Genomic DNA, 20,875 nt, shown 5'->3' with positions numbered 1-20,875 from the left:
GAGGGGCGCCGCCGAGGACGCCGACGTGCCGGGATGGTAGAAGCGGGCCATGACCAACTCGCTCATCCTCCCGGCCGGTTCCCGATGACCGCCGGTATCGACACCCCCGACCGCCGCGGCCGCACCGGACTCGACCGGGCCGGCCGGGACCTGACGGGCAACCCCCGGGTCAAGGTGCGGGACGTGCGGCTCCTGTCCAGCCACTGGTACGTGGAGCGGACCACCACCTTCGACTTCCAGCACGCCGACGGCACCTGGAGCACCCAGCAGCGCGAGACGCACGACCGGGGCAACGGGGCCACCATGCTGCTCTACGACACCGAACGGGAAACCGTCCTGCTGACCAGGCAGTTCCGCTTCCCGGTGTACGTCAACGGCCACCCTGACGGGATGCTCGTCGAGACACCGGGCGGGCTCCTCGACGACGAGGACGAGCACCCGGAGATCGCCGTACGCCGGGAGGTCGTGGAGGAGACGGGGCACACCATCGGCGAGGTCCAGCACGTCTTCGACGTCTACATGAGTCCGGGCTCCGTCACCGAACGTGTCAGCTTCTACGCCGCCGCCTACGGCCCCGCGACCCGCACCCACGAGGGCGGCGGCCTCGACGAGGAGGGCGAGGACATCGAGATCCTCGAACTCCCCTTCCGCAGAGCCCTGGAGATGATCCGCACGGGGGAGATCGCCGACGCCAAGACCATCATGCTGCTGCAATGGGCCGCACTGGACGGGCCGTTCGCCCCTCGCGGGTGAACCCGGCGCCGACGGCCTTGACTTGAAGCGCGCTTCAAGATGAAGACTCCCGTTCGTGCCCCGAACCACGGGCGCGCGAACGGGAGGAGACCCATCCATGAAGTACCGCACGATCGGCACCGACCCGGCCACCCGCCGCGAGGTCAGCGTCCTCGCCCTCGGCGCGATGCTGTTCGGCTCCCGCACCGACGAGGAGACCTCCTTCGCCGTACTGGACCGCTACGTCGAGGCCGGCGGCACCTTCATCGACACCTCGGACAACTACGCCTTCTGGATCGACGGCGGCCAGGGCGGCCAGAGCGAGGAACTGCTCGGCCGCTGGCGCCGCAGCCGTGGTATCGGCGACGAGATCCTCATCGCCACCAAGCTCGGGGCGCGACCGCTGGCCCCCGGCACCGGCTACGTCGACAACGCCGAGGGGCTCTCCAAGAAGGTGATCCGCGAGTCGGCCGAGCGCAGCCGCGACCGGCTCGGCGTGGCGAAGCTCGACCTGCTGTACGCCCACATCGAGGACCGCACGGTCCCGCTGCGGGAGACCGTCGAGGGCTTCGCCGAGCTGGTGGCCGAGGGCACCGTGGGCCTCCTCGGCGTCAGCAACCACGCCACCTGGCGGGTGGAACGGGCCCGCGCCCTCGCCGCCGCGGCCGGACTGCCCGGCTACGAGGTGCTCCAGTACGCCCACAGCCACCTGCGGCCCCGCTTCGACGTACCCGACGGCCTCTTCCCCGACGGCAACCTCGGCCAGGCCGGCCCCGACCTGCTGAGCTACCTGCGGGAGGAACCCGCCCTCACCCTCGTCGCCTACTCACCGCTGCTCAAGGGTGCCTACACCCATCCCGACCGGCTGCCCGCCGACTACGACCACCCGGGCACCCCGGCCCGCCTGAAGGCGCTGCGCGAGGTCGCGCGGGAGACCGGGGCCACGGTCAACCAGGTGGTGCTGGCCTGGCAGATCGGTGCCGAGCTGCCGATCATCCCGCTGGTCGGAGCGTCGTCCGTCGCGCAGCTGGAGGAGAGCCTGGCCGCTGTGGACCTGGAGCTGTCGGCGGAGCAGCGGGCCCGGCTCGACGCGGCCCACTGACCCCTCCCGGAGTACGCTCCGAGAAGGAGCCGAAGGAGAGTGGGCCATGCCTGTGTTCCCCACCGAGCGGTCCGTCCGTACGACCCCTGAAGGCCTCCTGTGGGAGCCCAGCGAGCGCTGGGTGCGGGGAGTCAAGGGCGATGTGACCGTCGTCGACAGCCGGCACCCCGTCCTGGTCTGGGAGCCCGGTCTGCCGGTGCCGTGCTACGCCTTCCCGCGGGCGGAGGTCCGCACCGACCTCCTGCGCCCGGCAGCCCACCCCGAGCCGGGCTCGCACACCGGATCGCAGATCTTCTACGACCTGCGGACCGACGGGCAGCAGGTGGAGAACGCGGCGTGGACGTTCCCGGCCGCCGACCTGGCCGACCACATCGCCTTCGAGTGGTTCCGCCGCTGGGGCAGCGGCCTCGACCACTGGTACGAGGAGGAGGAAGAGATCTTCGTCCACCCGCGCGACCCGCACAAACGGGTGGACGCCATGCCCAGCAGCCGCCATGTCCGGGTCGAGATCGGCGGCACGGTCGTCGGGGACTCCCACCGGCCGGTGCTGCTGTTCGAGACGGGGCTGCCGACGCGGTACTACCTGCCGCCCGAGGACGTCCGCCTCGACCTGTTCGAGCCCACCGACCACCGCACCGGCTGCCCCTACAAGGGCAGGGCGCGGTACTGGACCTGGCGCGGCGCGGGTGAGGTTCCCCGGAACATCGCGTGGAGCTATGCCGAGCCCCTGCCGGCCGTGGCCCCCGTCAAGGGGCTGGTGGCCTTCTACAACGAGGCGGTCGACATCACCGTGGACGGCGAACGCCTTGAGCGGCCCGTCACCCCCTTCACCTCGGCCCTCAAGCCCTGACCAGCAGCTGGAAGTCGAAGGCGTACCGGGACGCGCGGTAGATGTGCGTCCCGTACTCCACCGGCCGCCCCGTGTCGTCGTACGCCGTGCGCTGCATGGTCAGCAGCGCGGCACCCTCCTTCTCGTCCAGGCGCGTGGCCTCCTCAGCGGTGGCGCAGCGGGCGCCGACGGTCTGGCGGGCGCTGTGCAGGGTGATGCCGGCGGCGCGCATCATCCGGTACAGGCCCGTCGACTCCAGCCGTGCGGTGCCGAGGTCGAGCAGGCTCGCCGGCAGGTAGTTGCACAGGACGGCCACGGGCTGGCCGTGGGTGCAGCGCAGCCGCTCCAGGACCGTGACCTCCGCGCCCTCCGCGATGCCGAGTGCGGCGGCGACCTCGGCGGTCGCCGGGACCTGCTCGTTGCGGACGACCTCCGTGGTCGGGCCCTGCCCGGCCGCCTCCAGGTCGTCGTAGAGGCTGCTGAGCTCCAGTGGGCGCTTCACCTGGCTGTGCACCACCTGGGTGCCCACCCCGCGCCGCCGGACCAGCAGCCCCTTGTCGACGAGCGACTGGATGGCCTGCCGGACGGTGGGCCGCGACAGGCCCAGCCGCACCGACAGGTCCACCTCGTTGCCCAGGAGGTTGCCCGGGGCCAGGATCCCGTGCTCGATCGCCTCCTCCAGCTGCTGGGCGAGCTGGTAGTAGAGCGGCACGGGACTGCCCCGGTCCAGGGCGAAGGTCAGCGAGTCCAGCGCGGAGGCGGACACGGCACGTGCGGAGCCGCGGGTCTTCGCCATGGGCCCTCCCTGCGATCGGTCCTGTGAGCGGATGTCAGGTGTTGCTGGGGAAACCGAGGTTGATACCGGCGTCGGCCGGGTCCGGCCACCGCGTGGTGATCACCTTGCCCTGGGTGTAGAAGGCGATGCCGTCGTTGCCGTAGATGTGCAGATCGCCGAAGAGCGAGTCCTTCCAGCCGCCGAAGGAGTGGTAGCCGACGGGGACCGGGATCGGCACGTTCACGCCGACCATGCCGGCCTTGACCTCCAGCTGGAAGCGGCGGGCGGCACCGCCGTCCCGGGTGAAGATCGCGGTGCCGTTGCCCCAGCGGGAGTCGTTGATCAGCTTGATGGCCTCTTCGTACGTCTCCGCACGCACCACCGCCAGCACCGGGCCGAAGATCTCGTCCCGGTACGCGTCCGCCGTCAGCGGCACCCGGTCCAGCAGCGAGACACCGAGGAAGAAGCCCTCCTCGTGGCCCTCGACCGAGTAGCCGGTGCCGTCGACGACGACCTCGGCGCCCTGCTCGGCGGCCGACGACACGTAGGACGCCACCTTGTCGCGGTGCTCACGGGTGATCAGCGGGCCCATCTCGGAGGCCGGGTCGTCGCCGGGACCGATCCTCAGGTTCTTCGCGCGCTCGGCGATCTTGGCCACCAGCTCGTCACCGGTGTCGCCGACCGCGACCACGACCGACACGGCCATGCAGCGTTCGCCCGCCGAGCCGTAGGCGGCGTTGATCGCCTGGTCGGCGGCGAAGTCCAGGTCGGCGTCGGGCAGGACCAGCATGTGGTTCTTGGCGCCGCCCAGGGCCTGCACGCGCTTGCCGTGCTCGACGGCCTTGAGCTGGATGTACTTGGCGATCGGGGTGGAGCCGACGAAGGAGACCGCCTCGATGTCCGGGTGCTCCAGGAGCCGGTCCACGGCCACCTTGTCGCCCTGCACGATGTTCAGCACACCCTCCGGCAGCCCCGCCTCGGAGGCCAGCTCGGCCAGCCGGAAAGACGCCGACGGGTCCTTCTCGCTCGGCTTGAGCACGAAGGTGTTGCCGCACGCGATGGCCAGCGGGAACATCCACATCGGCACCATGGCCGGGAAGTTGAACGGTGTGATGCCGGCGACCACGCCCAGCGGCTGCCGGATCGAGGCCACGTCCACCCGGGTCGACACCTGCGTCGACAGCTCGCCCTTGAGCTGCACGCTGATCCCGCAGGCCAGCTCCACGATCTCCATGCCGCGCGCCACCTCGCCGAGCGCGTCGGAGTGCACCTTGCCGTGCTCGGAGGTGATCAACTCGGCGATCTCGTCGCGGTGCGCGTCCAGCAGCTCGCGGTACTTGAAGAGGATCGCGGTGCGCTTGGCCAGGGAGGACTCGCCCCAGCTGACGAACGCGGCCTTGGCGGAGGCGACGGCGGCGTCCACCTCGTCGACGGTCGCCAGGGCGACCTGCTTCTCCTGGGTGCCGGTCGCCGGGTCGTAGACGGGGCCGAAGCGGCCGGAGGTGCCCTCGACGGGCTTGCCGTCGATCCAGTGGGTGATGGTCTTCATGGTGTGCGAAGGGCCTTTCGGGTGCGGGGAGTTCACAGGTGGTGGCGGCGTCCGGCGACGTTGCGCTCATAGCGCTCACGGGCCTCGACGGCGGCCTCGCGGGAGGCGACCTCGGCGACGGGCACGTCCCACCAGGCCTCGGCGCCGGGCGAGGCGGGGTTCACGGCGTCCGTCTCGACGTACACGCAGGTCGGCCGGTCGGAGGCGCGGGCCGCCGCGAGCGCCGCGCGCAGCTCGCCGACCGTCTTGGCGCGCAGGACGTCCATGCCGAGGCTGGCCGCGTTGGCCGCGAGGTCGACGGGGAGCGGAGCGCCGGTGAAGGTGCCGTCGGCGGCGCGGTAGCGGTAGTCGGTGCCGAACCGCTCGCCGCCGGTCTCGGCGGACAGCCCTCCGATGGAGGCGTAGCCGTGGTTCTGGATCAGGACGATGTTGACCGGCAGGCCCTCCTGGACCGCGGTCACGATCTCCGTCGGCATCATCAGGTAGGTGCCGTCGCCGACCAGCGACCACACGACCGTGTCCGGAGCGGCTTGCTGGACGCCGATCCCGGCCGGGATCTCGTAGCCCATGCAGGAGTAGCCGTACTCCAGGTGGTACTGGCGCGGCGAGCGGGACCGCCACAGCTTGTGCAGGTCGCCCGGGAGCGAACCGGCGGCGTTGATCACCACGTCGTCGTCGCCGACGACCGCGTCCAGCGCGCCCAGGACCTGGGTCTGCGTGGGTACGGCCGTCTCGTCGTCGGCGCGGTGGGCGGCCTCGACGACCGCGTCCCAACGCTCCTTGCCGGTGCGGTACTCGGCCTCGTACGCCTCGCTCACCCGGTGCCCGGCCAGGGCGTCCAGCAGCATCTCCAGACCGGTCCTGGCGTCGCAGACCAGGGTCCGTGCCGCCAGCTTGTGCGCGTCGAACCCGGTGATGTTGAGGTTCAGGAAGCGCACGTCGGGGTTCTGGAAGAGGGTGCCGGAGGCGGTGGTGAAATCGGTGTACCTGGTGCCGACGCCGATCACCAGGTCCGCGGCGCGGGCGAGGTCGTCGCTGACCGAGGTACCGGTGTGGCCGATGCCGCCGAGGTCGGCGGGGTGGTCGTACCGGAGCGAGCCCTTGCCCGCCTGGGTGGAGGAGACCGGGATGCCGGTCGCCTCGACGAACGCCTTCAGCGCCGCCTCGGCCTCGCTGTGGTGGACGCCGCCGCCCGCGACGATCAGGGGTCGCTCGGCGGCCCGGATCGCCTCGACGGCCGCCGCCAGCTCGACCGGGTCGGGCGCGGGGCGTCGTACGTACCAGACGCGCTCGGCGAAGAACTCCTCGGGCCAGTCGTACGCCTCCGCCTGGACGTCCTGCGGGAGGGCGAGGGTCACCGCGCCGGTCTCGGCCGGGTCGGCGAGCACACGCATGGCGTTCAGCGCGGACGGGACGAGGGCCTCGGGGCGGGTGATCCGGTCGAAGTACCTCGACACCGGGCGCAGGGTGTCGTTGACCGACACGTCCGCCTCGGTCGGGTGCTCCAGCTGCTGGAGCAGCGGGTCGGGGGCGTGCGAGGCGAAGTAGTCGCCGGGCAGCAGCAGGACCGGCAGGCGGTTGATGGTGGCCAGGGCGGCACCGGTGACGAGGTTTGTCGCGCCCGGACCGATCGACGTGGTCACGGCCTGCGCGGAGAGCCGGCCCAGCTGGCGGGCGTAGCCGACGGCCGCGTGCACCATGGACTGCTCGTTGCGGCCCTGGTGGTACGGCATCACGTCCTCGCCCGCCTGGAGCAGGGCCTGGCCGATACCCGCCACGTTGCCGTGGCCGAAGATGCCCCAGGTACCGGCGACCAGCCGGTGCCGTACGCCGTCGCGCTCGGTGTACTGGGCGGACAGGAACCGCACCAGCGCCTGGGCGACGGTCAGGCGGACGGTGGACTGGCTCATCGGGGACCTCACTGGGACTCAGCGGTGTAGAGGGGCAGACGGGGATCGACCGGCTGGTCGGGCCAGGTGTCGCGGACCCAGGCGTGATCGGGGTGGTCACAGATCAGCCAGGCGCGCTCGGCCTCGGGGCCCGCCATGACGTTGAGGTAGTACATGTGGTGACCGGGCACCGCCATGGAGGGCCCGTGCCAGCCGTCGGGGATCAGCACGACGTCGCCGCCGCGCACCTCGGCCAGGACGTCCGTGTTGCGCCCGTGGCCGGACGGGGAGACGCGCTGGTAGCCGAGGCCGGGGGTGCCGTCGTGGTCGGCGAACTCGAAGTAGTAGATCTCCTCCAGCACCGACTCCTCGCCGGGGCGGTGCTCGTCGTGCTTGTGCGGCGGGAACGACGACCAGTTGCCGCCCGGCGTGATGACCTCGACCGCGATGAGCTTGTCGCACTCGAAGACGCCGGCCGCGCCGAAGTTGTTCACCTGACGGCTGCTGCTGCCGGTGCCGCGCAGCTCCACCGGGACCGACGACGCCGGACCGTAGCGGGCGGGCAGCCGCCGGGTGCAGCGCGCGCCGGTCAGCGCGAACCGTCCGCCGTCGGTGGACGAGACGGTCGTACGGGCGTCCCGTGGCACGTACGCGAAGTCGCTGACGGCGCTGAACACGCCGGCACGCCCGGTGAGCCGAAAGGTGTCGTGGCTGAGATCGTCGGTGGCCTCGACCGTGCAGCCGCCGGTCAGCGGCAGGACGATCCACTCGCTGTCACCGGTGTCGAAGGTGTGCGAGCCGCCGGGCGGCAGCTCCAGGACCCTCAGGCTGGAGTGGCCCCAGCCTGCCTTCTCGGGCGTGACGTCCACGACGTACGGGCCGCCGAGCGCCTTTCCCGCGGGAAGGTGATACGTCATCGTGTTCCTCCGGGTCGCAATCCGTGTCACAACAGGCCGACGGCCGTGTCCACGGCCGTCTCCACAGTGCCCTCGGCCGGGTAGAGCAGGGAGCGGCCGACGACCAGGCCCTGGACGGTGGGGTGCTGGAGCGCCTTGCGCCAGCGCTCGTAGGCGCCCGCCTGGTCCTCGGCGGTGCCCCCGACCTCACCGCCGAGCAGGACGACCGGCAGCGTGGACGTCTGAAGAACCTCCGCCATGTCGTCGGGGTCATGGGTGACGGGCAGTTTCAGCCAGGTGTACGCGGAGGTGCCGCCCAGCCCTGAGGCGATGGCGATGGACCTGGTGACGGCCTCGGCGGACAGGTCGTTGCGCACCTTGCCGTCGACGCGCCGGGACATGAACGGCTCGACGAACAGCGGGAGCCGCAGCGCGGCCATGGCGTCGACGGCGCGGGCCGTGGACTCCAGGGTGTCGAGCGAACCCCGGTCGCCGTAGTCGATCCGCACCAGCAGCTTGCCCGCGTCGAAGCGCAGCCGGGCGATGTCCTCGGCGCGGTGACCGGTGAAGCGGTCGTCCATCTCGAAGGACGCACCGGCCAGCCCCCCGCGGTTCATCGAGCCCATGACAACCTTGTCGTCGAGGACACCGAGCAGCAGCAGGTCCTCCAGGATGTCGGCGGTGGCCAGCACCCCGTCGACACCGGGCCGCGACAGCGCCACGCAGAGGCGCTCCAGGAGATCGGCCCGGTCGGCCATGGCCAGGCGGCGGTCGCCGACGCTCAGCGCGCCGCGGGCCGGATGGTCGGCGGCCACGATCATCAGGCGGCCGCTGTCGCCGATCAGCGGGCGACGCCTCCGGCGGGCGGCGGCCTCGGCGATCGCCTCGGGGTTGCGGGCTCTGATCGCGGTGAGGTCGGGGATGGTGATGCTCAAGGGAAAGCTCCGTTCGAAGGTGGCTCGGCAGGCCGTCACGACGCCTGTGCGAGGAGGTCCTCGACCTCGGACTCGGTGGGCATCGCCGAGGAGCAGGCGAGTCGGGAGGCGACGAGCGCGCCGGCGGCGTTGGCGTACCGCATGGTGGTGGCGAGGTCCCAGCCGGACAGCAGCCCGTGGACCAGCGAGCCGCCGAAGGCGTCGCCGGCGCCGAGGCCGTTGGCCACCTCGACCGGCACCGGTGGCACCTCGGCCTCCGTGCCGTCGCGGTGCACGGCCAGCACCCCCTTGGGGCCCTGCTTGACGACCGCCAGCTCCACCCCGGCCGCCAGCAGCGCCTCGGCGCAGGCGCGGGGCTCGCGGACACCGGTGGCGATCTCGCACTCGTCGAGGTTGCCGACGGCGACCGTGGAGTGCCGCAGCGCCTCGGCGTAGTAGGGGCGGGCCTCCTCCGGGTCGCGCCAGAACATGGGCCGCCAGTCCAGGTCGAAGACCGTGGTCCCCGCCTTGTCGCGCGCCTTGAGGGCGGCGAGGGTGGCGGAGCGGCTCGGCTCCTCGCTCAGGCCGGTGCCGGTGATCCAGAAGACCCGGGCCGAGCGGATGGCCCAGTAGTCCAGGTCCTCGGAATGTATCTCCAGGTCAGGCGCCTTAGGCTGCCGGTAGAAGTACAGCGGGAAGTCGTCCGGCGGGAAGATCTCGCAGAAGGTCACCGGCGTCGGGTAGGTCGCGACGGGCGTCACCCAGCGGTCGTCCACGCCGAAGTCCTTCAGGGCCTCGTGCAGGTAGGCGCCGAAGGGGTCGTCGCCGGTCCGGGTGATCACGGCGGTGGTACGGCCGAGTCGGGCGGCGGCGACGGCGACGTTCGCGGCCGAACCTCCGAGGAACTTGCCGAACGTCTCCACCTGCGCAAGAGACAGGCCGGACTGCAGGGGATAGAGGTCGACTCCTATTCTTCCCATTGTGATCAAGTCGAAGGGCTTGGCTGACTCGGCCATGCGCGACGCTCCTAGAGCTGGGCTGGGGGTACGGCCCCCAGGGGGCCTGCCGCCTCCCAGATGTAGGGCGTGGAGGCCGACGCTGTCAATACTTTGTACTTACATTCGGACCTGCTTGTGAAATGATGTCTTAACAAAGTATTGACAGCGGCCGGATCCAGCGATTGGATCCCGTCCCAGCGCAACCGCCGTGTTCCACGGCACACGACCGGACCTCCGGGCCCGGGCCATGGATCCCGGTGATCACACCCTTTCCCCCCGTCGCACACCCCCGTCGCACAGTGAGGTGCTGGAAAGATGGACCGCTCTTACTCTCGCTCCCGCAAGTTGGCCCCCGTGGTGGCCGTGGCCGCAGCGGCAGCGTTGACGCTCGCAGGATGCTCCAGCAGTTCCGGCGGCAAGAAGTCCGAGGAAGGCGCCGCGGACGCCTCGGCGGGCAAGGCCACCACGCCCCGCATGACGGTCGCCCTGGTCACCCACCAGTCGGCCGGTGACACCTTCTGGGACATCGTCCGCAAGGGTGCCGAGGCCGCCGCCGCCAAGGACAACATCAAGCTGATCTACTCCAACGACCCGAACGCCGGCAACCAGGCCAACCTGGTCCAGAACGCGATCGACCAGAAGGTCGACGGCATCGCCATCACCCTCGCCAAGCCGGACGCGATGAAGGACGTCGTGAACAAGGCGAAGGCCGCCGGCATACCGGTGGTCGGCCTCAACTCCGGTGTGAGCGAGTGGCAGAAGCTCGGCCTGATGGAGTTCTTCGGCCAGGACGAGACCGTGGCCGGCGAGGCGCTCGGCAAGCGGCTCAACGAGGCCGGTGCCAAGAACGCCGTCTGTGTCATCCAGGAGCAGGGCAACATCGGCCTGGAGCAGCGCTGCGCGGGCGTGAAGAAGACCTTCGAGGGCAAGGTCGAGAACCTGAACGTCAACGGCACCGACATGCCGTCGGTGAAGTCGACGATCACGGCCAAGCTCAAGCAGGACAGCGGCATCGACTACGTCGTCGCCCTCGGTGCCCCGTTCGCGCTGACCGCGGTGCAGTCGATCGGCGACGCCGGCAGCGAGGCGAAGGTCGCCACCTTCGACCTGAACAAGGAGCTGACCGGAGCGATCAGCAAGGGTGACATCGAGTTCGCCGTCGACCAGCAGCCCTACCTGCAGGGCTACCTGGCGATCGACTCCCTGTGGCTCTACAAGAACAACGGCAACTACATGGGCGGCGGGGAGCAGCCGGTGCTGACCGGACCTGCCTTCGTCGACAAGACGAACGTCGAGACGATCGACAAGTTCGCCGCGAAGGGCACTCGGTGATGAGCATGACCCGACAGGCTGAGCCGGCGGTGACCACACCGCCGGCCCCCGGCCCCGGCAAGGAGAAGGACGGGCGGACCGCTGAACGCCCGCCGGCGCTGAGGCTCCTGGCCCGCCCCGAGGTGGGCGTCTTCCTCGGCGCCGTGGCGGTGCTGGTCTTCTTCCTGATCACGGCGCCGCCGGTGCGCGACGGCAGCTCGATGGCCAACATCCTCTACCAGTCGTCGACGATCGGGATCATGGCCCTTCCCGTGGCCCTCCTGATGATCGGCGGAGAGTTCGACCTGTCGGCCGGCGTCGCGGTGGTCACCTCCGCGCTGACCGCGAGCATGATCAGCTACCAGCTGACGATGAACGTCTGGGTCGGCGTGATCGTCGCCCTGATCGCGTCACTGGCGGTCGGCCTGTTCAACGGCTGGATGCTCGTCAAGACGGGCCTGCCGAGCTTCCTGGTCACGCTGGGCACCTTCCTGATCCTGCAGGGCGTCAACCTCGCGGTGACCAAGCTGATCACCGGCAACGTCGCCACCGACGACATCAGCGACATGGACGGCTTCGACCAGGCCAAGGCGCTCTTCGCCTCGTCCTTCGAGGTCGGCGGGGTCAACGTCAAGATCACGGTGGTGTGGTGGCTGGTCTTCGCGGCCCTGGCCACCTGGGTGCTGCTGCGCACCAAGTACGGCAACTGGATCTTCGCGGTCGGCGGCAACCAGCAGTCCGCGCGGGCGGTGGGTGTGCCGGTGACGTTCACCAAGATCTCGCTGTTCATGCTGGTCGGCTTCGGTGCCTGGTTCGTCGGCATGCACCAGCTGTTCTCGTTCAACACCGTGCAGTCCGGCGAGGGCGTGGGCCAGGAGCTCATCTACATCGCCGCGGCCGTCATCGGCGGCTGTCTGCTGACCGGCGGCGCCGGTTCGGCGATCGGCCCGGTCTTCGGCGCCTTCATGTTCGGCATGGTGCAGCAGGGCATCGTCTACGCCGGCTGGAACCCCGACTGGTTCAAGGCGTTCCTCGGCGTGATGCTCCTCGGCGCCGTCCTGATCAATCTGTACGTGCAGCGCACGGCGACCCGGAGGTGACCGCGATGACACCCACCAACGGAACCGGCACCCACGGCGCCGTCCTCGCCGACGAGGCCCCCGAGAAGGACGGCCCCGTCGTCGAACTGCGCGCCGCGGGCAAGTCGTACGGCAACATCCGCGCCCTGCACGGCGTCGACCTGAAGGTGTTCCCCAGCCGGGTCACCTGCGTGCTCGGCGACAACGGCGCGGGCAAGTCCACCCTCATCAAGATCATCTCGGGTCTGCATCAGCACACCGAGGGCGAGTTCCTCGTCGACGGCGAACCGGTGCGCTTCTCCACCCCGCGCGAGGCTCTCGACAAGGGCATCGCCACCGTCTACCAGGACCTCGCCGTCGTCCCCCTGATGCCGGTGTGGCGCAACTTCTTCCTCGGCTCCGAGATCACCAAGGGCCCCTGGCCCGTCCGTCGGCTCGACATCGAGAAGATGAAGAAGACCGCCGACGAGGAACTGCGCAACATGGGCATCGTCCTGGACGACATGGAGCAGCCCATCGGCACCCTGTCCGGCGGCCAGCGCCAGTGCGTGGCCATCGCCCGCGCCGTCTACTTCGGCGCCCGCGTCCTCATCCTGGACGAGCCCACCGCCGCCCTCGGCGTCAAGCAGTCCGGTGTCGTGCTGAAGTACATCGCCGCCGCCCGCGACCGCGGCCTCGGCGTCATCTTCATCACCCACAACCCGCACCACGCCTACATGGTCGGCGACCACTTCAGCGTCCTGCGCCTCGGCACCATGGAGCTCAACGCCTCCCGTGACGAGGTCAGCCTCGAAGAGCTCACCAACCACATGGCGGGCGGTACCGAACTCGCCGCGCTCAAGCACGAGTTGGCGCAGGTCCGCGGCGTCGACGTCGAGGAGCTCCCGGAAGAGGCGGACCTCACCGCCCCCGTGGCCACCGCGCCCGAAGGGAAGGCCTGACATGCCCCCTGTGCTGGACCGCATCCGGGTCGGCTCGGCCCCGGACTCCTGGGGCGTCTGGTTCCCCGACGACCCCGCGCAGGTGCCCTGGGAACGCTTCCTGGACGAGGTCGCCGAGGCCGGCTACTCGTGGATCGAGCTGGGCCCGTACGGCTATCTGCCGACCGACCCGGCCCGTCTCACCGACGAGGTGGACAAGCGGAACCTGAAGGTGTCCGCGGGTACCGTCTTCACCGGACTGCACCGCGGCCCCTCCGTCTGGGAGTCCACCTGGGAGCACGTCAGCCAGGTCGCCGCGCTCACCCAGGCGATGGGCGCGAAGCACCTGGTCGTGATCCCCTCCTTCTGGCGGGACGACAAGACCGCCGAGATCCTGGAGCCGCCGGAGCTCACCGGCGAGCAGTGGGCGCACCTGACCAAGGGCATGGAGCGGCTCGGGCACGAGGTGCGGGAGGCGTACGGACTCGACATCGTCGTCCACCCGCACGCCGACACCCACATCGACACCGAGGCCCACGTCGAGCGCTTCCTCGACTCCACCGACTCCGACCTGGTCAACCTGTGCCTGGACACGGGGCACTACGCCTACTGCGGCGGCGACAGCGTCAAGCTGATCGAGACCTACGGTGAGCGGATCGGCTACCTGCACCTCAAGCAGGTGGACCCGGAGATCCTCGCCGACGTCGTCAGCAACGAGATCCCGTTCGGGCCCGCCGTCCAGCGCGGCGTCATGTGCGAACCACCGGCCGGTGTGCCGGCGTTGGGGCCGGTCCTGGAGGCCGCGCAGAAGCTGAACGTGGACCTGTTCGCGATCGTGGAGCAGGACATGTACCCGTGCGAGCCGGACAAGCCGCTGCCCATCGCGGTGCGCACCCGGAAGTTCCTGAGGTCCTGCGGCGCCTGACGACCCGAAAGGACAGCCATGACTGAGCGCGCCACACTCGGAGTCGCAGTCATCGGTACCGGAAAGATGGGTGCGGACCATGTGCGCCGCATCCAGGAGGTCACCAGCGGGGCACGGGTGACCGCCGTCGTGGACGTCGACGCGGAGCGGGCCAAAGCGGTCGCCGCCCGCGTCGACGGCTGCGCCGCCCACACCGACCCCGCCGCGGCGATGGCGGCGGCCGACGTGGACGCGGTGATCATCGCCTCACCGGGACCCGCCCACGAGGCGGCCCTCCTCACGGCCTTCGAGCACGATCTGCCGGTGCTGTGCGAGAAACCCCTCACCCCTGACGCCGCGTCCGCCCTGCGCGTCCTGGCGGCCGAACAGCGGCTCGGGCACCGCCGGGTCCAGGTCGGCTTCATGCGGCGCTACGACGCGGAGTACATGAAGCTCAAGGCCCTCCTGGAGACGGGCCAGCTGGGCCGCCCCCTGATGCTCCACAACAAGCACCGCAACGTCGCCAGCCCACCCGGCTGGACCAGCGCGATGCTCATCAACGACTCGGTGACCCACGAGATGGACGTGACCCGCTGGCTGCTCGGCCACGAGATCACGGCCGTCACCGTGCTGGCCCCGGCCCCGTCAGGGAACGCGCCGGACGGCATCCGAGATCCGCAGTTCGTGGTCTTCGAGACCGACGGCGGAGCCGTCGTCGACGTCGAGATCTTCGTCAACTGCGGCTTCGGCTACCAGGTCCAGTGCGAGGTCGTCTGCGAACGCGGCACCGCCCGCGTCGGCGACGGCCACGCCATGGTCACCCACGCCGCCGGCCGCTGGGGCGGCATCATCGCCCAGGACTACATCGAGCGGTTCGCCGACGCCTACGACCGTGAGGTGCAGGCATGGGTGGACGCCACCCGCCGCGGCGAGGTCACCGGACCCAGCGCATGGGACGGGTACGCCGTGGCGGCGGTGTGCGAGGCGGGCGTACGGGCGCTGGAGGACGGCGGCCGGGTCACCGTGGACCTGGTCGAACGACCGGCGCTGTACCAGGACTGACAACAACGGCCGGGCGCCGGGGAGTTCCCCGGCGCCCGACCGTGTCCGTTCGGATGTCAGAGCGCTGTACGCGGCCGCGGCTCGAACCCCGCCGCGCGGTAGGACTCGTCGATCAGCGCCATCGTCGCCAGCGCGTCGTCCGCGTCCAGCGGGAGTGGCGCGTCGCGGCGTATGTGCGCCGCGAACGCCTCCAGCTGGTAGGTGTACGACGAGCGCGTACCCAGCCGCTCCGTCCGCTCGCCCTGCGCCGTACGCACCACGACCCGGTCGTCGCGGTGCGGCAGCACGAAGTTCGGCGCGAACGCCTCGCCCCGGGAGCCGACGATCCGGCAGCTCATCTCCAGCCCGCCGTACGCCATGTGGCAGCGCGCCGAGGCGGTCGCCCCGCCGGGAAACTCCAGTTCGGTGTCCAGCCACTCGTCGACGCCGGGCGCGCCCGGCCGCTCCCCGCCCCGCGCGCGGACGAGGCGCGGCGCACCGCCCGCCCAGGGCGCGAGCATCCGCACCGCGTGCAGGCTGTAGCAGCCGAGGTCCATCACGGCGCCGCCCGCCAGCGGCAGCGACCAGCGCGGGTCGGAGTCGTCGGGCGCCGGAATCGCGACCAGCGTCTCCACCCGTTCCAGCTCGCCCAGTTCACCGTCGGCCAACAGCTCGTGCAGACGCCGGGTGACGGGGTGGAAGAGGTAGTGGAAGGCCTCCATGAAGACCGTCCCGTTCTTCGCCGCCGCCTCCCGCACCTCGGCCGCCTCCTCGGCGTTGCTCGCCGACGGCTTCTCCGTCAGGACGTGCTTGCCGGCCGCGAGCGCGGCGAGGTTCCACGGCCCGTGCAGAGCGTTGGCGAGCGGGTTGTAGACGACCTCCACCTCGGGGTCGGCGAGCAGGCCGGCGTAGGAGTCCACCACGCGCTCCACGTCGTGCTCGTCGGCGAACGCCTCGGCACGGGCCCTGTCACGCGCGGCCACCGCGACGAGGCGGTGGCCGGTCGTGCGGGCCGGGCCGACGAGGGAGAGCTCGGTGATGCGTGCGGCGCCCAGCACCCCGATGCGCAGCGGTTCCCGGCCCGAGTCGTTCATCCCTGCCGTACCTCCTCGATCGTCACCGGGCGGTGCTCGTGCAGCGACAGTGTGCACGCCTCCGCGATCCAGCCCGCCTCCAGGGCGTCCTCGATCGTGCAGGGGGAGGGCCGGGTGCCCGCCACGACCTCGGTGAACGCGGTGAGTTCGACGCGGTAGGCCTCGGTGAAGCGGTCCATGAAGAAGTCGTGCGGGGTGCCGGCCGGGAAGGTCACTCCGGGCTCGACCGAGCGCAGCGGCAGCTTGTCCTCCAGGCCCACGGCGATGGAGTCCTGGAAGCCGTGGATCTCCATGCGGACGTCGTAACCGCGGGCGTTGTGGCGGGAGTTGGAGACCACCGCGATCGTTCCGTCGTCCAGGGTCAGGATCGCGCCGGTGGTGTCGGCGTCACCCGCCTCCCTGATGTAGTCGGCACCCCGGTTGCCGCCGACGGCGTACACCTCGGTCACCTCGCGGCCGGTCACCCAGCGGATGATGTCGAAGTCGTGGACCGAGCAGTCCCGGAAGATGCCCCCGGAGGCGGCCACGTACGCGGCGGGCGGCGGCGCCGGGTCCAGCGTGGTCGACCGTACGGTGTGCAGCTTGCCCAGCTCACCGGCGTGCACGGCGGCCCGCGCCGCGACGAAACCGGCGTCGAAGCGGCGGTTGTAGCCGATCTGGATCGGCACGTCGCTGCCCTGGACCGCCTTGAGCACCTCGACGCCCTCGCCCATGGTCCTGGCGACGGGCTTCTCGCAGAACACCGGGATGCCGGCCTCGACCCCGGCCAGGATCAGGGCGGGGTGGGCGTCCGTGGCGGCGGCGACGACGATGCCGTCCACGCCGGCCGCCAGCAGGGCCTCCGGCGAGTCCACGACCTCGGCGCCGAAGCGCTCGGCGGCGGCCTTGGCGGCGTCCGCGAACGGGTCGGTGACGACGAGGGAGTCGACCGCGTCGAGTCCGGACAGGGTCTCGGCGTGGAAGGCGCCGATGCGGCCGAGGCCGAGGATTCCGATACGCATGGGGGCTTCGCTTTCTTGAGTGCGGGTCTTGCGAGGAGAGGTCGGGTACGGCTAGTCGAGGCCGCCGAGCACGTTCTGGTCCCAGTCGATCACCGAGCCGGTGACCACCCCGGACCGGTCCGACAGCAGGAACACCACGAAGTCGGCGATCTCGTCCGGCTGGCCGAGCTTGCCCATCGGCAGCTTGGCGGCGGCCTGCTCACGCCAGTCGTCGTCGGCGCCGTGGAAGGCCTTCTGCGTGGCGTCCTCGCCCTCCGTCGCCGTCCAGCCGATGTTCAGGCCGTTGATCCGGATCCGGTCCCAGCGGTGCGCGTGCGCGGCGTTGCGGGTCAGCCCGATGAGGCCGGCCTTGGCGGAGACGTACGGCGCGAGGAACGGCTGCCCGCCGTGCGCCGAGGACGTGATGATGTTGACGACCGTGCCGGGCGCCCCCCGCGTGACCATGTCCTTCACGGCGGCCTGCATGGCGAAGAACGGCGCCTTGAGGTTGATCGCGATGTGCTGGTCGAACAGCTCGGGCGTGGTGTCCAGCAGCGTGCCCCGCGACGTCAGCCCCGCCGAGTTGACCAGGCAGTCGATCCGGCCGTACGCGTCGACGACCTCGGCCACGGCCGCCTTGGCCTGCTCGGCGTCCGACAGATCGGCCCGCACGAACAGGGCCTTGCCCCCCGCGGAGGCGAGGTCGGCCACCAGCGCCTCACCGGGCTCGGCGCGCCGTCCGGTGACGGCCACGACCGCCCCCTCGCGGACTGCCGCACGTGCGATCGCCGCGCCGACGCCCTGGCTGCCGCCGTTGACGAGGACGACCTTGTCGTCGAGAAGTGCCATGTCTCTTCCGGGTCCTTTCAGCTCTGGCGCCGCTCGGCGCCGGCCCGCAGCTCCGCGCGCAGGGCCTCGGGGGTCCACGACTCGCGCAGCGCACGCCGTACGACGTCCGCCTGCGAGGAGGGGGCCGACCCGTCGACCGGCGGATCGCGGTCGAGGTTCGTGGGGAAGGGGTAGCCCTCGGCGCTCGCGGCGATCACGTTCCCCAGCCACGCCTCGTCCGCGCCGTCGCCTCGGCGCCCGAGCAGCACCGGGTAGACGGCGTTCACGACCGCCTCGCGGTCCACCGTCTCCATGGCCCGCCCGAACGCGGACGACACCTGGAGCAGGTTCGCCATGCGCCGGACGTGCGCGCAGCGGTTGGTGCCGGCGGCGTGGAACACCGCCGGGTTGAAGAAGGCCGCGTCACCCTTGGCGAGCGGCAGCTGCACGTGGTGGGCGTCGAAGTACGCCTGGAACTCGGGCAGGCGCCAGGCCAGGTAGCCCGGCTCGTACGTCTGCGAGTAAGGCAGGTACATCGTCGGCCCCGACTCCACCGGCATGTCGCAGTGCGCGACGGCCCCCTGGAGGGTGAGCACGGGGGAGAGGGCGTGGACATGGGCCGGGTAGGCCGCCGCGGCCTCGGCGGTCAGGAAACCCAGGTGGTAGTCGCGGTGCGCGGTCTGCGCGGCGCCGCCCGGGTTGACCACGTTCACCTGCGAGGTCACCTGGTAGCCGGGCCCGAGCCAGGCGGTCGAGACCAGCGCCAGGACGTCGTTGGCGTAGTAATCGGCGAACGCCTCGGCGTCGTGGAGCGCCGCCTTCTCCAGCGCGTTCCACACCCGGTCGTTGGCGCCCGGCCGGGCGAAGTGGTCACCGGCGTGCACGCCCGAGGCGCGCTGCTCGGCGATCAGGGCGTCGAACACGGCGCTGAGCCGGTCGACCACCTCCGGGTCGGGGAAGGCGCCCCGGAAGACGACGACGCCCGGGCCGTCCGTCAGTGCGCGGACCAGTTCGGCCCGTACCGCCCGGGGGTCGGCCGCCCGCAGCCGGTCGCTGTCGTAGACGAGGACGCCCTCCTGGACGGCGCAGGCGTGCGGGTGGTCGGTGAGGTCGGTGGTCCGCTCGACCAGCGCACGGAAGGCGGCGAGGTCGCAGTCCCGCTCGGACAGCCACGCACGGCGATGTACGGAGGTGAAGGACATCGGCGTCCTCTCGGTGACAGGGGCGACGCAGTGCTGTCATTCTTGTCAGTACAAACCCCTCGAACAACCAGCAGGCGGCCATCAAAAACCCCTCAGGGCCGCCACCCAGGAGCATCCGTATGGGCCATCCCTTCCCGATCCGGGAGATCGCACGTCAGGCAGGTCTGAGCGAGGCCACCGTCGACCGGGTGCTCAACGGCAGGGGAGGGGTGCGCGAGAGCACCGCGCGGGAGGTCCACCAGGCCATCGCCGACCTGGACCGGCAGCGCACCCAGGTCCGGCTGGTGGGCCGTACCTTCATGATCGACATCGTGATGCAGACGCCGGAGCGGTTCTCCACCGCCGTGCGGGCCGCCCTGGAGGCCGAGCTGCCCGCCCTGCACCCCGCCGTGGTGCGCTCGCGCTTCCACTTCCGGGAGACGGGACCGGTGCAGGAGCTGACGAGGACGCTGGAGCGGATAGCCCGGCGCGGTTCGCAGGGCGTGATCCTCAAGGCCCCGGACGTACCCGAGGTCACCGCCGCCGTCGCCGGGCTCGCCGACGCGGGCATACCGGTGGTGACCCTGGTGACCGACCTGCCGTCCACGCCGCGCCTGGCCTACGTCGGCATCGACAACCGGGCCGCCGGCGCGACGGCCGCGTACCTCGTGGGCCAGTGGCTCGGCGACCGCCCCGGCCATGTCCTGACCAGCCTCAGCAGCGGCTTCTTCCGCAACGAGGAGGAACGCGAGATGGGCTTCCGCAGCGCCATGCGCGCCCGTCATCCCGAGCGCACGCTCGTCGAACTGACCGAGGGACAGGGACTGGACGCCACCCAGTACGACCTCGTCCGGGCCGCCCTGCAGCGGGACCCGGAGATCCGCGCGGTCTACTCGATCGGCGGCGGCAACATAGCGACGCTGCGGGCCTTCGAGGAACTGGGCCGGGAGTGCGCCGTGTTCGTCGCGCACGATCTCGACCACGACAACACCCGGCTGCTGCGCGAGCACCGCCTGTCCGCCGTGCTCCACCACGACCTGCGTCAGGACATGCGCGAGGCCTGCCACATCGTCATGCGGGCCCACGGCGCCCTGCCGCCCGCCGGGCCCACCCTGCCGTCGGCGATCCAGGTGGTGACGCCGTACAACATGCCCACGCCCATCGGGTGACGATCGGGCGCGTGCGCCGGGCGTGTAATGCCCGCGGGGGCGGTCACGGATCCCTACCGTCGTGCGCATGTGGAAATCGAACCCGGACGGCGGGCCCGAGCGGCTGGTGGCACTCGCCGACGGAGTGTTCGCGATCGCCATCACGCTGCTGGTCCTCGACTTCTACGTGCCACGGGGACTCGACGACGCGGAGTACGACAACGCCCTGCACGAACTCATCCCGAACCTCGGCGCCTACGCGCTCACCGTGCTGGTGCTCGGCGCCTTCTGGCGTGAACACCGCCGCATCTTCCGCCTGGTACGGCAGATCGACGGGCAGGTGATCTCGCTGTCCATCCTGGGCCTGGGTGTCGCGGCCCTGCTGCCCTTCCCGACCAAGCTCATCGCCGAGTACGGCAGGGAGCCCACCTCGGTCGCCGCCTACGCGGGGGCGGTCGCCGCCCTCGGCGCCGCCCACCTCGCCCTGGTCCTCCTCCTGGCCGGGCGCCCCTGGCTGCGCGACGAGGCGGTGCCGCCGGAGGGCTTCCGTCTCTTCGTGCTCGACCTGGCGGTGACGGTGGGGGTGTTCACCCTCAGCATCCCGCTCGCCCTGGCCTTCGGTTCCGCGGCCATGTGGTTCTGGCTCGCCATGGCCCCGGTCAAGGTGGCCATCGGGCTGCGGGCCGCCAAAGCGCGCTGACGGGC

The 20,875-nt window shown here is 71.0% G+C and carries 20 protein-coding genes; 10 read left to right on the top strand and 10 right to left on the bottom strand.

The window, feature by feature from the left end:
- The first annotated feature begins 84 nt into the window (after positions 1-84).
- From ACFYNL_RS22080 to ACFYNL_RS22070, 3 genes are all read left to right on the top strand, one after another.
- On the top strand, positions 85-753 hold the full coding sequence (locus tag ACFYNL_RS22080) for an NUDIX domain-containing protein (RefSeq protein ID WP_388806115.1): 669 nt from the start codon (positions 85-87) through the stop codon (positions 751-753).
- Positions 754-850: 97 nt separating this feature from the next.
- Positions 851-1,834 carry an aldo/keto reductase gene (locus tag ACFYNL_RS22075; protein ID WP_388806113.1) on the top strand — a complete coding sequence of 328 codons (984 nt, stop codon included), beginning with the start codon at positions 851-853 and terminating at the stop codon, positions 1,832-1,834.
- 46 nt (positions 1,835-1,880) lie between these two features.
- Complete coding sequence (locus tag ACFYNL_RS22070; RefSeq protein ID WP_388806111.1) at positions 1,881-2,684, top strand: DUF427 domain-containing protein; 804 nt, start codon at positions 1,881-1,883, stop codon at positions 2,682-2,684.
- On the opposite strand, the gene ACFYNL_RS22065 is transcribed toward ACFYNL_RS22070, so the two are convergent.
- Genes ACFYNL_RS22065 through iolC form a run of 6 tightly spaced genes read right to left on the bottom strand, consistent with a single transcriptional unit; the run spans position 2,674 to position 9,702 of the window.
- The gene (locus tag ACFYNL_RS22065; RefSeq protein ID WP_388806109.1) at positions 2,674-3,459 is read right to left on the bottom strand and encodes a GntR family transcriptional regulator; all 786 of its coding nucleotides are present in this window, start codon (positions 3,457-3,459) and stop codon (positions 2,674-2,676) included. The genes ACFYNL_RS22070 and ACFYNL_RS22065 overlap by 11 nt on opposite strands.
- Before the next feature lie 34 nt (positions 3,460-3,493).
- On the bottom strand, positions 3,494-4,987 hold the full coding sequence (locus ACFYNL_RS22060) for a CoA-acylating methylmalonate-semialdehyde dehydrogenase (protein ID WP_388806107.1): 1,494 nt from the start codon (positions 4,985-4,987) through the stop codon (positions 3,494-3,496).
- Positions 4,988-5,019: 32 nt separating this feature from the next.
- Positions 5,020-6,897, bottom strand: coding sequence for a 3D-(3,5/4)-trihydroxycyclohexane-1,2-dione acylhydrolase (decyclizing) (gene iolD / locus ACFYNL_RS22055; RefSeq protein ID WP_388806105.1), 1,878 nt, complete (start codon positions 6,895-6,897; stop codon positions 5,020-5,022).
- Between the two features lie 8 nt (positions 6,898-6,905).
- Positions 6,906-7,793 (bottom strand): 5-deoxy-glucuronate isomerase, encoded by an 888-nt coding sequence (gene iolB, locus ACFYNL_RS22050; protein WP_388806103.1) that lies wholly within the window; start codon positions 7,791-7,793, stop codon positions 6,906-6,908.
- A 26-nt stretch (positions 7,794-7,819) separates the two neighbouring features.
- Complete coding sequence (locus ACFYNL_RS22045; protein WP_388806101.1) at positions 7,820-8,707, bottom strand: deoxyribose-phosphate aldolase; 888 nt, start codon at positions 8,705-8,707, stop codon at positions 7,820-7,822.
- 35 nt (positions 8,708-8,742) lie between these two features.
- Positions 8,743-9,702 carry a 5-dehydro-2-deoxygluconokinase gene (gene iolC / locus ACFYNL_RS22040; protein WP_388806099.1) on the bottom strand — a complete coding sequence of 320 codons (960 nt, stop codon included), beginning with the start codon at positions 9,700-9,702 and terminating at the stop codon, positions 8,743-8,745.
- Between the two features lie 297 nt (positions 9,703-9,999).
- On the opposite strand from iolC, the gene ACFYNL_RS22035 reads away from it, so the two are divergent.
- The 5 genes from ACFYNL_RS22035 to ACFYNL_RS22015 are packed head-to-tail and all read left to right on the top strand — an operon-like array spanning position 10,000 to position 14,960.
- Positions 10,000-11,016, top strand: coding sequence for a sugar ABC transporter substrate-binding protein (locus tag ACFYNL_RS22035; protein WP_388806097.1), 1,017 nt, complete (start codon positions 10,000-10,002; stop codon positions 11,014-11,016).
- Complete coding sequence (locus ACFYNL_RS22030) at positions 11,016-12,095, top strand: ABC transporter permease (RefSeq protein WP_388806095.1); 1,080 nt, start codon at positions 11,016-11,018, stop codon at positions 12,093-12,095. Before ACFYNL_RS22035 ends, ACFYNL_RS22030 begins: the two co-directional genes overlap by 1 nt.
- Before the next feature lie 5 nt (positions 12,096-12,100).
- Entirely contained in the window at positions 12,101-13,015 is a 915-nt protein-coding gene (locus ACFYNL_RS22025) for an ATP-binding cassette domain-containing protein (RefSeq protein ID WP_388806093.1), read from the top strand.
- Position 13,016: 1 nt separating this feature from the next.
- On the top strand, positions 13,017-13,919 hold the full coding sequence (locus tag ACFYNL_RS22020; protein WP_388806091.1) for a sugar phosphate isomerase/epimerase family protein: 903 nt from the start codon (positions 13,017-13,019) through the stop codon (positions 13,917-13,919).
- Positions 13,920-13,937: 18 nt separating this feature from the next.
- Complete coding sequence (locus ACFYNL_RS22015; RefSeq protein ID WP_388806089.1) at positions 13,938-14,960, top strand: Gfo/Idh/MocA family protein; 1,023 nt, start codon at positions 13,938-13,940, stop codon at positions 14,958-14,960.
- Positions 14,961-15,016: 56 nt separating this feature from the next.
- On the opposite strand, the gene ACFYNL_RS22010 is transcribed toward ACFYNL_RS22015, so the two are convergent.
- From ACFYNL_RS22010 to ACFYNL_RS21995, 4 genes are read right to left on the bottom strand one after another with little or no spacing between them, the layout of a single operon-like run.
- On the bottom strand, positions 15,017-16,033 hold the full coding sequence (locus tag ACFYNL_RS22010) for a Gfo/Idh/MocA family protein (RefSeq protein WP_388806088.1): 1,017 nt from the start codon (positions 16,031-16,033) through the stop codon (positions 15,017-15,019).
- On the bottom strand, positions 16,030-17,034 hold the full coding sequence (locus tag ACFYNL_RS22005) for a Gfo/Idh/MocA family oxidoreductase (RefSeq protein WP_388806086.1): 1,005 nt from the start codon (positions 17,032-17,034) through the stop codon (positions 16,030-16,032). Before ACFYNL_RS22005 ends, ACFYNL_RS22010 begins: the two co-directional genes overlap by 4 nt.
- Before the next feature lie 51 nt (positions 17,035-17,085).
- Positions 17,086-17,862, bottom strand: coding sequence for an SDR family oxidoreductase (locus ACFYNL_RS22000; RefSeq protein WP_388806084.1), 777 nt, complete (start codon positions 17,860-17,862; stop codon positions 17,086-17,088).
- Between the two features lie 17 nt (positions 17,863-17,879).
- A complete protein-coding gene (locus tag ACFYNL_RS21995; protein WP_388806082.1) occupies positions 17,880-19,043 on the bottom strand; it encodes a phytanoyl-CoA dioxygenase family protein in 1,164 nt (387 codons plus the stop codon).
- A gap of 119 nt (positions 19,044-19,162) precedes the next feature.
- On the opposite strand from ACFYNL_RS21995, the gene ACFYNL_RS21990 reads away from it, so the two are divergent.
- Together ACFYNL_RS21990 and ACFYNL_RS21985 are read left to right on the top strand one after the other, a co-directional pair.
- Positions 19,163-20,191 carry a LacI family DNA-binding transcriptional regulator gene (locus ACFYNL_RS21990; protein WP_388806080.1) on the top strand — a complete coding sequence of 343 codons (1,029 nt, stop codon included), beginning with the start codon at positions 19,163-19,165 and terminating at the stop codon, positions 20,189-20,191.
- A 67-nt stretch (positions 20,192-20,258) separates the two neighbouring features.
- Positions 20,259-20,870, top strand: coding sequence for a TMEM175 family protein (locus ACFYNL_RS21985; RefSeq protein WP_388806078.1), 612 nt, complete (start codon positions 20,259-20,261; stop codon positions 20,868-20,870).
- Positions 20,871-20,875 lie beyond the last annotated feature (5 nt).

The sequence above is a fragment of the Streptomyces sp. NPDC007808 genome, from assembly GCF_042868655.1.
Lineage (GTDB): Bacteria > Actinomycetota > Actinomycetes > Streptomycetales > Streptomycetaceae > Streptomyces.
This window is presented reverse-complemented; position numbering and strand designations above follow the sequence as displayed.